We start from the raw sequence: 9,693 nt of genomic DNA, 5'->3' as shown, positions 1-9,693 counted from the left end.
CCATTATCATACTCTCCTCTAGCAGTATTTGGTAAGAGCGTCACAGATTTTATGTCTTGCTTTTCCTGGGCTAAGTGTGCGATGATCTCACTCTTAATAGCAGCCTCATGATTTCTGATGAAATTACTATCATCACTATATCCAGGATGCCCACTAAGAGAATAGAAAACAATAACCATCAGAAAAGGGAAAGAAATTAAAAAAATAATCAGCTTATTTGATTTTAACATGGGGGCTCCTTACTAATCTGAATCAATATTAAGAAATCTCACCTTATAGCCATCTTTGGTATATAAAAATTCTAATTGAAGGGTCATATCCACTAATTCTGAATTAGAAGTCATCTCATAGTCAACGGCAAACCCAGAATGGTCATTATAATCATAAATCTCCAATTGAGAATACTCATAAGGTGGATTGAAATTACATGCCACTCCATATTCATCAATCGTGTCAAAATCATTTAATTCAAGTGTTTTTTCAACATATCCAAAGAATTCATTTAAATCGTCAATCTCAAATTCGTCAACATAATTCTTTATATCTTCATAATTTTTTAAGTGAATATCTTTTAAAATATTTGTGATAACCTCTATAACTTTTTCTCTTTTATAACTATCATCTCTCTTTTTAAATCTATCGAAAAATCCCATAGGGAAATCCTTTCTCACTGTACATATTAGTTTACTGAGATGTACTTATCCCATCGCTTTAAGGGCCTATCCAAATAAGAATAAGACTGATTTTTTATCTAATCTAGGAATTATGAATTAATTGCTCCAATTCTACTTCTGAAAGATATCCATGATTGTATAGTTTACTTAACAAGGCTTCATCTACGGTAATTTCATAATAGTCAGTCACAAACTCATGAAATCTCTCAAAGCTATCAAAGAGGTAAGATAGCAACCATTCTCCGCCATCCTGATCTTGGTAAGTCTGTTGATGCGCGTGACCGCCATACCAGATAAAGAAGGTTGTTTCATCTTTTTGTTCTTCTGAATAAAGTGAGACATACTTTTCATCCAGTCCTTTATAAAAACTATCGATGATATCTTGATTCCACTCGTCAGCACCAAACTGGCTTAAACTACTTTCATGATCAAAGCCTTTTATAAGGATCATTTTATCAGTCAAAATCACATCTAAAGAATCACCAGATCCATTATCAATAAGATAGCGGACTCCATAGTCTTCCTCAGTCTTAATCACGAGTCTGAGCCAATCCTCACTCGGATCTGTCAGATATTCGTCAATGACTAGCAAGGCATCTAAGCGAGTCTTTATCTTGTCCCAATCAATCTTTCTCATCTCTAAAAACCTCCGTCTTATCCTTGCAATTTATCAAGATCACAAGCCCTATAACGAGCTGTTAGATAGCCTGAAAAGCTAATCTGAGGGATATTCCACTCATTGGGCAAATAAATCGAACAATCTACCTGATCTCCAAGAGGAGAAATTGCTGAAAAATCATATCTTCCCAAATCTTCGTTATTGGAATTTCTTTCGATTTGGTCAAATTCGCAAACCAAAAAAAGTCTTTAAACAGTAACCAGATTTGCTCTGCATCTTCGTTTAATAGGGAGACTTTCAAGTTGTAGCTAATTCCGACCCTACATCTTTTTTTGAATCCTAACTCATCAGCTTTACAAACTTTTATCGATCCCTTATCATACTGCCAGTTATCACTATCTAATAGGGGAAATTGAATAGATAGATTGTCTTTAAATCCCTGCATAGTATCTAATAAATCTTTGGAGGCGGCTTCGAATAATTCTAGTTCTTCCATAGTCTTCTCTTTAATTTTCATAGCGAATCACATTCCGATTTAATCTGCATCAACCCAGATCTGGTATTTTTGACAATGGAGACATCTAAACAAATAACCACAGATAGGCCCGTCTTTAACCAAGTAATCTTCTACATCTTTATATTCTTCACGCGCTTCATAGTCTGCCAAGACTTGCTCAGCGATTCCCTTATCCTTCAATTCTCGAGTTCCAACTGTACCCAGGTAAGCACAATAATCTTGGCAACAAGAAAGCCAATATTCTCCCTGCCAACTAGAGTAGCCTGGGGTCTGACAAAAAAGCAGCTGATTCTTTTCTGGATCCAATTCACCCTGCCACTCGGCATCTTGGATAAATTCTGCATCGAATTTTTTGGCTGCTTGACCGTTTGCAATGCAAGTTGGGCAGAGATGTTCTATCTCTTCGATACAATAAGGTATAAGGGTATAATAAACATTACTTTCTTTCCCACAAGATGGACAAAGCTTGGCTTCTCCTTCAACAAATGAACCTGTAGCTAAGGGATCTGGATGATAGAGAAAATGAGGCAAGTTTTTTAACAAGTCCTGCCTTTGCTTCGTCTCTTCTTTTGTTAGTGGACGAGAATGGGCAAATCTATCTCCATGACTTTGACTCATTTCTTGTAAACGACTCAGTTTCTTTATCTGTTTTCGATCTGGTTTATCTAAGATTTCAGTAAATAAGCTATAGGCACTAGTGTAGAGACCCAATTGCTCATAGAGGTCAACTAAGACTTTCTTCGCTTCTAAATCATCAGACTTAGCTAATTCATCAGCCAAATCATAAAGGGCTGCGACACTTGAAGGCTTTCCATCTTGGTCCAGGTATTGCTTTTTTAATGTAATGTATTTTTCTAGAAATGGATTCATAGGATTACCTTTCTAATGGAATATAAAAACCTTAACAAATAGTGACTAGGACATTTCCATTGAGTTCCAGAATATTTTTGTAAAACTCTTTCATATTTACAAAGCAGGTTAAAATATCATCCTTGATTTCTTCCTCTTCCTCAAGATAATCCCAAATATCAGGATACAAGTCGGCTTTCTTGCATGCTTCCATACTAAAGTCTTTCAAAGCCTTGTCCATATCAAATTCTTCTAAAGCTTGACTGATAGCCGCAATTCTCGATTTTTCAGTATAGGCGATATATTCAGATACATCCTCTAGAGGAGTCACCCCTAAAACAGCTTCTCTCAAGGGATTGTCATCCAAAAATTCTGAACTACTAAATCCTGTCATGACAAAGAGAAGAGCATCCCACATTTTGTCGATATCTATTATGATATCATGAGTGTCAGCGGAGTCCTCAGCAAAGTCTAACAAGTCATCTTCTTGGTTAGAAAGAGCTTTTATTTGTTCTAATTCATTGTCTGGTAAATATTGATAATTGGCAATCATTCCCATGATTTTTCTCCTTTGAATCTTGTAGGATAATACTGATATTTCTAGCTCTATTTCTATAGAAAATGCTATAATGGAGCTAAGAAATTGTTTTATTGAATGTTAAATAAAGGGAAATAGTAATGTTCACTAGTATTGTTTTGGGTTTTTATGCTCTTTTCTTTCTATCCTTATCCTTTACTATCTACCTCTATATCAGACTTGTAGTTGCGGTTAAAAAAGGCAAAGACATTCCCAAATGGATTTACAAACTTGGCCATGCTGTTCAAGGAAGAATTCACGTTGACTATGAAGAAATCACTGATGCTAATGCCCTTAAAGAGATTCATTGGTTCTTGCTGATCTATTTAATCGTAAATCTACTCGTATTGGCTGTCCTCTACTATCATAGTAATAGCTTTCCTCAAGCCATTTATGAATGTTTGAAAAAACAATTTTTCATCGTACTTGTTAGTATGGTTTTAAAAAGTATTGGTAAATTTGTTGTACTGGCTATAAGCAAAAACTTTCATAACAGTCATGTCTATGCATCAACCAACGCTGTTATCGGGACAGCTTTTTTAACAAGTTATGTTTTTATGTTCTGCATGATGATGAGTGGTCTTCCAGCTCAACCAGTTCCAGTAACCATTCAAGATACCACTGTCATCATCGGTGAAACCAAGGCTTCCGAGCTTTTAGACCAAGGCTATACCTTTGGAGATAAAGGCGCAGAGAGTTCCATCACCAATCCCAAAAACGACCACTTCTACTACGGTCAGCTTCTTGAAGTCAAGCGGGATGATCAGTCCTGTGGCTTTATGAGCCTTACTCCTACGGGAAGAGATACTGATCAACTCAAAAACTGCGTCATCACCTATTACAGAACACCTAAGGATAGCAAGCAACTAGAAAAAATTTTCATCAATCATGTCAAGTTAGCAAATCTCAAACTCCAAGACTTTCAAACACGAAAATTAATCGATATCTTTCAACTAAATCCGGCTGATTATAGTGTCTCTGACACAGATGCCAACTTTATCCTAACCATCCAAACAGCAGATTACGACCTCTGGAAAAGATATCGGATTGAAGCCAAGTTCAATTCAGATGGTTCCCTAGATAGTTATGGTGTCAGGGCCCAGCATAGTCAATGGGAATGATTGACCATTTCCCCTTTTATTACATAAGCGTTAAACTGGAAAAATATCTTCGACAAGTTTATAGGTTTCGATGAATCGAAGGCCAGAGGAACCTTTATCTCTAGTGATTTCTTGATAAATATCTTCTAAATTTTGGGCAGGTGCTAGCATCCAAAGACTAAAAGGTCTAAGTTTCACCTGTCCAATTTTTTCAATATTTTCTAATAATTGCCCTAAATCTTTGTGATTGAACCAGCAATCTGTAACGAGAGCAAACTTTGTATTGTCCATCTTACAGGAGATTTGACTGGTCAAAAAATCATCGATGGAGGGCTTTTTGGTTTGTAAGAGGCGTGTGCAAGCCAAATGATACTCAAGCTTTCTAGGACTCTGCTCAACCATAGATACAAAGACAAGACCATACTCATCTTGGAACTTAACAGTAAGGAGATCTCCTTCTTCAAAATATGGTTTACGTTTAGTTTTGGCTTTAGTGACCTTTAGAGGTCTAGAATTTTCAGTTTGCAAATGGATAGCAAGTTTTTCCAAGACCTTTTGCCTTTGCTTCAAAGCCTTTGAGTCTATTTCCGACCAAAATGGATCTGGACCTTTTTTGATAAGCTCCAAGGTTTTATCTCTGATAACATCTGTCAGGTGACCAATCTTCCACAGTGAGTACGCAAGAGCTGTCCAATAAATTTCTGTAAAAAAGTCTGTTTGGCAGTAATCTTTCTCCTCATCGAGGATATCCTTTATAATGTTCGTCACCTGTTCACCGTCTCTATAGCGACCGACTACTTCATTGTAAATGTCATAACCTTGATCACTGTCAATGATTTTAACGCCATCAATAGCCATACTCAACTCCTATATCTTATTAAATCTCAAAGCTTATTTAATCTTATGCTTATTCATTTTTTCTTGGAAAATATCTGTAAGAATTTGTCGTAATTCTTGAGCTTCCTTTTCAGGAAGTTGGCCTTCTTGTTCAGCAACGGCGTATAATTCTGGATACTCAAGTGTAATTCTCTTGACAGTACGTGTAATGGCATGTTTTCTAACAAAAAATGGAATCCGTTTAATCATATCTTGAGGAATTAATGCGATAATCTTATTTTACAAGATAGGTTTTCCTGATTTCCATTTTCATGATAGATATTTCTCCTTAAGAAGCTAGATAGTGCTAGATGTTTCTCTTTACTGCTCAATCCGTCTACTCAAGCAGTTGCATACACTCACAAAGAACTTTGTTTGACTATTGAATATCTTCCATCGCTTCTTTCACATATTCTTCGACATCTTCAATCTCTACAAACAGCGGGTCTAAGTGGCATAAGAAGTGCCAATCTTCGGTGCCGCTTTTTCTGTAGAGAATCGCTTCGCCGTCTTCACTTCCGAAAAAGCTTCTGTCAACTTCATACCCTTTGTTTTCTAGGAATACTTTTGCCTTGCGGAAGTTTGCTTCTCGTGCTTCGACATAAGCTTTCACTTCATCGTTATTCACGACATATGCATCTACTTTTGTAGCTCCTTCGATCATTTTATCGTTTTTAACGGATAGATTCGAAATTTCTTTCCAAATAATGTCCACATTTTCCTCAGAATTAAACGAAAATCTAGATAAAGGGACAATATTTCCATTGAAGACAATCTCCATATAATCCGGTAGATTTTTTGGATTAAAATACTCCACATCAAAACTATCTTCTTTTTCTAAAGTATATCCCGGGATTTGCGCTACAAAGGCTCTTCCCTCTTCTAAAGAATCAAACACGACTAAATCTTTTGAATAATTGTTTTGGTAAAATTCTAATAGATACATCATTAATCCTTTCAATATTTAGATAGAAGATAGTTTTTTAGCAAACTAATATACTCAACACGTGAGGATAGAGATTCAAGCATTATTTTTACTAAATAGGATTGATTGCTAAAAATTTCACCAGCTTACCTCCTCTTGTCTCATCCTCAATTATAACACGTTTCCACTCACATATCAGATATTTATTATTGGACCAAATAACCTTTTGAAATAGAAAACAAGCTCACCAATTCATCAAGTCTATATTTTTTATGAGATTCTTCATTAATGCTAAAAGATTTACAGTTTAAATTTTATTAAAAATCCTTGTTCATGACCTTACGTAACGATGTATAATAGGTATGAGGAGGGAAATAATTATGGCTAAATATAGAGCAATTCCGGAAGGATTTATGACAGTTGGGGAGCTTGCTAAGAAAATGGGCGTTACCATCCGTACTCTACAATATTACGATAAAGAGGGGCTACTTTCCCCATCGGCAGAAAGTGAGGGAGGTCGCAGGCTTTATACCGATAAAGATATAGTGCTACTCCATCAGATATTGTCTTTAAAATCATTAGGTTTTTCTCTCAAGGATATAAAGGGGCGTTTGATCTCTTTGAAAACACCTGATGATGTTGCCAATGCTCTTACAGAGCAGGCAGATGTTCTTCGTAAAAATATAGAACAACTTAAGGATTCTTTGGTCGCAATAGAGCAGCTAAAGGTAGAAGTTTTACAAATACAGACGGTCAATTTTAAGAAGTATGCAGACATTATTGTCAATCTACAGATGAAGAATGACTCCTACTCTCTCATTAAGCGCTTTGATGATGATACGCTCGACCAGATACGCAGTCGATTTGACAAGAAAAGCGGGCAAGATTTTATGGATAGGTTGAACCGCCTAAGTGATCAAATCGTGGAGCTTCAGAAAGAAAACGTACCAGCTGAAAGCGAACAAAGCCAACAGGTTGTGCAAGAATACTGGAGCTTGATTATGGAGTTTACAAATGGTGATATGAGCATGCTTCCGAAGTTGATGGAAGTTGGTACTATCGACACAGCCTCAAATGCTTGGGAAGAAAAGCAAAAAATCGTCAATGATTATATAGGACCCGCCCTACAAGTCTATTTTTCAAGGCTTGGAACAAATCCCTTTGAGGAGGTAGAACCATGAAAGACGCAATAGAGGTTTCTGGATTAAAGAAAAGTTATGGTAGCAATATGGTTCTTAGAGGTCTCGATTTTCAAATCAAACAAGGAGAAATCTTTGCTCTGCTCGGAGTGAACGGAGCTGGTAAAACAACCACGCTTGAATGTATCGAAAGCCTGAGAAAATATGACGAAGGCACTATAATTGTAAACGGGAAAACCGGAATTCAACTACAGTCCTCCTCTCTACCCATCCACATCAAACCGATGGAAGCTATAAAGCTCTTTGCAAAATGGAATCATACATACATTAATGATGCTATGCTAAAGGCCCTTGGCATAAAAGAAATGAAGGAGTCGCAATACATAGAATTATCCACCGGTCAAAAAAGAAGATTACATCTTGCTCTTGCACTTATCAGTAATCCGGATATTATTTTTCTCGATGAACCGACAGCGGGACTTGATGTTGAAGGAAGACTATCCCTCCATGAAGAAATCCGAAAGCTCAAATCACAGGGCAAGACAATTGTTTTGGCAAGCCACGATATGGCCGAAGTTGAAACCCTATGTGACCGCATTGCTATTTTGAATAGTGGAAAGATTGTCTTTTGTGGTACTCCTTCAGAACTGACAGACAGGTTGGGAAGAAAATATTTCATCCATTTAAAGACCCGGGACGGAGAGGAATCTTTTGAAACAGATACGATCGAGGATAGCTTAATTTCATTATTGGAAGAATGCAAACAGAAAAATATCCAGATATTGGATATCAAGGTTGATCGTGGCACACTGGAGCAGCATTTCATTGAAATGGCAAGGAGGGGTTTGGAATGAATGGTTTTTTATATAGCCTAACATTACAGTGGAAATTGGACATACGAAGTAAGTCTCTCTTGGTTACTTACTATATTGTACCGATTATTTTCTTTCTTCTCATGGGTGGTATTTTTACTTCCGTTATGCCTGAAATGGGTAGTACACTCATACAGTCAATGATTGTCATGAGTGTTTCAATGGGAGCCTTTCTCGGTTTACCGCCTTCCTTGATTGAAACATACGGAAGCGACATAAAAAAGATTTATAAAGCAAATGGTGTGCCTATTCATTTAGGATTGGTGACCATAGTTCTCTCTGCCTTTGTTCATTTGATAATGACTTGCATAGTGATCCTACTACTTGCTCCAATTTTATTTAAAGCAAGTCTACCAAGTCAATTTCCCTTATTCTTTCTCGCGCTTGCCATCTACATTTTTGTATCGTTGAGTATCGGAAGTATACTGGGCCTTACTGTAAAAAATCAAGCAAAGCTGACCATGATAGCGCAACTTGTATTTTTACCCTCAATTATGCTCTCAGGAATCATGTTTCCCATCACCTTACTGCCTGATTTTCTTCAAGCAATCGGGCGTCTTTTCCCCGCTTCTTGGGGATACCGCTTGATGCTAGATCATGGTTTTGGTCTTGAAAATCTTTGGTATCTGATTCTTGTATCTTGCATTGCAATAATATCATCTATCCTCCTGTTGAATAAACAAAAATCTAACTAGATGCCTGAATAATTCCATGCCAGCTTTTACTTTAAAGCAAAAGCGAGATAGATCGTAAAATCAAATGAAGAGAACACCAACAAAAAATCATCTGTTGGTGTTCTCTTCATTTTTAGATTTCTGAAAAAACCTCTTGTCCATGTATCAGTAGGTACCCTTTAACTCTATTTTTCATGAACATTGTTTTATAAACAGTAGATTACAGTCTTAATATATATGGAGATATACAACTGTTCTATATCAACGTATATTCATACAACTTTTCATCTACTTTCTGAAATCCCAAAGCCAAAAACATTCTTTGACTTTGGGTATTAAAAGGATAAATTTGAGCAGTTACCTTAACCATCTCTTTTTCTTTGGCCAGCTGTATCATTTTAGAAATACATCGTCTTCCGATCTGTAAATTTTGATACTCTTTGCTGATCACTATAGAAAGTTCTGAGTTATCTTGAAGTGTCACATCTCCAACTAACACACCCTCATATTGGATATAATAGCAAGATCCGTGTGAAGTTAGGTAATCATACATTTTATGAAGTTTTGTTAGATCGTAAATCTGATCAGTATTATCAACTTGTTTGCAAACCTCACTATCTTGATACCAAAGAAGGGAAATGTCATCATTCCTATAATAAGGAATAAGAGTGATCTGTTCGTCTACTATTCTATTCATCATGACTTGTTCTTATTTCTATCTAGAGGTTTCTTCCGATACTTCAATATTCCCCATCACCCAATTGGCCATCTTTTTGCCTTTGTCTTTATAAGGGTTAGGAGGAAACAAGGTGAAAGGGGGGATGCTGGCATCTGGGAAGAATAGTTCTACGCTTATCGTTCGCTCGCGATT

At 36.6% G+C, this 9,693-nt stretch carries 12 protein-coding genes and 2 pseudogenes; 4 read left to right on the top strand and 10 right to left on the bottom strand.

The window, feature by feature from the left end; all coding sequences use genetic code 11:
- The 6 genes and pseudogenes from HMPREF2904_RS11905 to HMPREF2904_RS04430 all read right to left on the bottom strand — a co-directional run.
- A pseudogene (locus HMPREF2904_RS11905) lies at positions 1-230 on the bottom strand (hypothetical protein); the annotation flags it as partial.
- Positions 231-242: 12 nt separating this feature from the next.
- A complete protein-coding gene (locus tag HMPREF2904_RS04450) occupies positions 243-653 on the bottom strand; it encodes a DUF7668 domain-containing protein (RefSeq protein WP_070660391.1) in 411 nt (136 codons plus the stop codon).
- A 103-nt stretch (positions 654-756) separates the two neighbouring features.
- Positions 757-1,311, bottom strand: a complete 555-nt coding sequence (locus HMPREF2904_RS04445) for a hypothetical protein (RefSeq protein ID WP_070660388.1) — start codon at positions 1,309-1,311, stop codon at positions 757-759.
- A gap of 17 nt (positions 1,312-1,328) precedes the next feature.
- A pseudogene (locus HMPREF2904_RS04440) lies at positions 1,329-1,810 on the bottom strand (hypothetical protein).
- Positions 1,811-1,828: 18 nt separating this feature from the next.
- Positions 1,829-2,680, bottom strand: coding sequence for a CbrC family protein (locus tag HMPREF2904_RS04435; protein ID WP_070660384.1), 852 nt, complete (start codon positions 2,678-2,680; stop codon positions 1,829-1,831).
- 31 nt (positions 2,681-2,711) lie between these two features.
- Positions 2,712-3,218 (bottom strand): YfbM family protein, encoded by a 507-nt coding sequence (locus HMPREF2904_RS04430; protein WP_070660383.1) that lies wholly within the window; start codon positions 3,216-3,218, stop codon positions 2,712-2,714.
- Positions 3,219-3,337: 119 nt separating this feature from the next.
- Here HMPREF2904_RS04430 and HMPREF2904_RS04425 point away from each other — a divergent pair, with 119 nt between their 5' ends.
- Positions 3,338-4,357: a hypothetical protein gene (locus HMPREF2904_RS04425; RefSeq protein WP_070660380.1), complete on the top strand. Its 1,020-nt coding sequence runs from the start codon at positions 3,338-3,340 to the stop codon at positions 4,355-4,357.
- A gap of 30 nt (positions 4,358-4,387) precedes the next feature.
- Here HMPREF2904_RS04425 and HMPREF2904_RS04420 read toward each other — a convergent pair whose 3' ends face one another.
- From HMPREF2904_RS04420 to HMPREF2904_RS04410, 3 genes are all read right to left on the bottom strand, one after another.
- The gene (locus HMPREF2904_RS04420; protein ID WP_070660377.1) at positions 4,388-5,194 is read right to left on the bottom strand and encodes a hypothetical protein; all 807 of its coding nucleotides are present in this window, start codon (positions 5,192-5,194) and stop codon (positions 4,388-4,390) included.
- Between the two features lie 33 nt (positions 5,195-5,227).
- On the bottom strand, positions 5,228-5,422 hold the full coding sequence (locus HMPREF2904_RS04415; RefSeq protein WP_083307527.1) for a hypothetical protein: 195 nt from the start codon (positions 5,420-5,422) through the stop codon (positions 5,228-5,230).
- A 169-nt stretch (positions 5,423-5,591) separates the two neighbouring features.
- Entirely contained in the window at positions 5,592-6,158 is a 567-nt protein-coding gene (locus tag HMPREF2904_RS04410) for a hypothetical protein (protein WP_070660439.1), read from the bottom strand.
- 341 nt (positions 6,159-6,499) lie between these two features.
- On the opposite strand from HMPREF2904_RS04410, the gene HMPREF2904_RS04405 reads away from it, so the two are divergent.
- The 3 genes from HMPREF2904_RS04405 to HMPREF2904_RS04395 are packed head-to-tail and all read left to right on the top strand — an operon-like array spanning position 6,500 to position 8,843.
- Positions 6,500-7,318 carry a MerR family transcriptional regulator gene (locus HMPREF2904_RS04405; protein WP_070660375.1) on the top strand — a complete coding sequence of 273 codons (819 nt, stop codon included), beginning with the start codon at positions 6,500-6,502 and terminating at the stop codon, positions 7,316-7,318.
- Positions 7,315-8,130 carry an ABC transporter ATP-binding protein gene (locus HMPREF2904_RS04400; protein ID WP_070660371.1) on the top strand — a complete coding sequence of 272 codons (816 nt, stop codon included), beginning with the start codon at positions 7,315-7,317 and terminating at the stop codon, positions 8,128-8,130. Before HMPREF2904_RS04405 ends, HMPREF2904_RS04400 begins: the two co-directional genes overlap by 4 nt.
- Positions 8,127-8,843: an ABC transporter permease gene (locus HMPREF2904_RS04395; RefSeq protein WP_023917887.1), complete on the top strand. Its 717-nt coding sequence runs from the start codon at positions 8,127-8,129 to the stop codon at positions 8,841-8,843. Before HMPREF2904_RS04400 ends, HMPREF2904_RS04395 begins: the two co-directional genes overlap by 4 nt.
- Positions 8,844-9,078: 235 nt before the next feature.
- Here HMPREF2904_RS04395 and HMPREF2904_RS04390 read toward each other — a convergent pair whose 3' ends face one another.
- Entirely contained in the window at positions 9,079-9,522 is a 444-nt protein-coding gene (locus HMPREF2904_RS04390; RefSeq protein ID WP_070660368.1) for a GNAT family N-acetyltransferase, read from the bottom strand.
- Positions 9,523-9,693 lie beyond the last annotated feature (171 nt).

Origin of the sequence: Streptococcus sp. HMSC072G04, from assembly GCF_001813295.1 — a bacterium.
Classification (GTDB): Bacteria; Bacillota; Bacilli; order Lactobacillales; family Streptococcaceae; genus Streptococcus.
Note: the sequence above shows the minus strand (reverse complement) of the source record. Positions and strands in the feature narration are given on the sequence as shown.

Excerpts from the sequence above, each read along its gene's own strand:
- HMPREF2904_RS04450 (WP_070660391.1), bottom strand. The coding sequence starts at position 653 with ATGGGATTTTTCGATAGATTTAAAAAGAGAGATGATAGTTATAAAAGA.
- HMPREF2904_RS04445 (WP_070660388.1), bottom strand. The coding sequence starts at position 1,311 with ATGAGAAAGATTGATTGGGACAAGATAAAGACTCGCTTAGATGCCTTG.
- HMPREF2904_RS04435 (WP_070660384.1), bottom strand. The coding sequence starts at position 2,680 with ATGAATCCATTTCTAGAAAAATACATTACATTAAAAAAGCAATACCTG.
- HMPREF2904_RS04430 (WP_070660383.1), bottom strand. The coding sequence starts at position 3,218 with ATGGGAATGATTGCCAATTATCAATATTTACCAGACAATGAATTAGAA.
- HMPREF2904_RS04425 (WP_070660380.1), top strand. The coding sequence starts at position 3,338 with ATGTTCACTAGTATTGTTTTGGGTTTTTATGCTCTTTTCTTTCTATCC.
- HMPREF2904_RS04420 (WP_070660377.1), bottom strand. The coding sequence starts at position 5,194 with ATGGCTATTGATGGCGTTAAAATCATTGACAGTGATCAAGGTTATGAC.
- HMPREF2904_RS04415 (WP_083307527.1), bottom strand. The coding sequence starts at position 5,422 with ATGATTAAACGGATTCCATTTTTTGTTAGAAAACATGCCATTACACGT.
- HMPREF2904_RS04410 (WP_070660439.1), bottom strand. The coding sequence starts at position 6,158 with ATGTATCTATTAGAATTTTACCAAAACAATTATTCAAAAGATTTAGTC.
- HMPREF2904_RS04405 (WP_070660375.1), top strand. The coding sequence starts at position 6,500 with ATGAGGAGGGAAATAATTATGGCTAAATATAGAGCAATTCCGGAAGGA.
- HMPREF2904_RS04400 (WP_070660371.1), top strand. The coding sequence starts at position 7,315 with ATGAAAGACGCAATAGAGGTTTCTGGATTAAAGAAAAGTTATGGTAGC.
- HMPREF2904_RS04395 (WP_023917887.1), top strand. The coding sequence starts at position 8,127 with ATGAATGGTTTTTTATATAGCCTAACATTACAGTGGAAATTGGACATA.
- HMPREF2904_RS04390 (WP_070660368.1), bottom strand. The coding sequence starts at position 9,522 with ATGATGAATAGAATAGTAGACGAACAGATCACTCTTATTCCTTATTAT.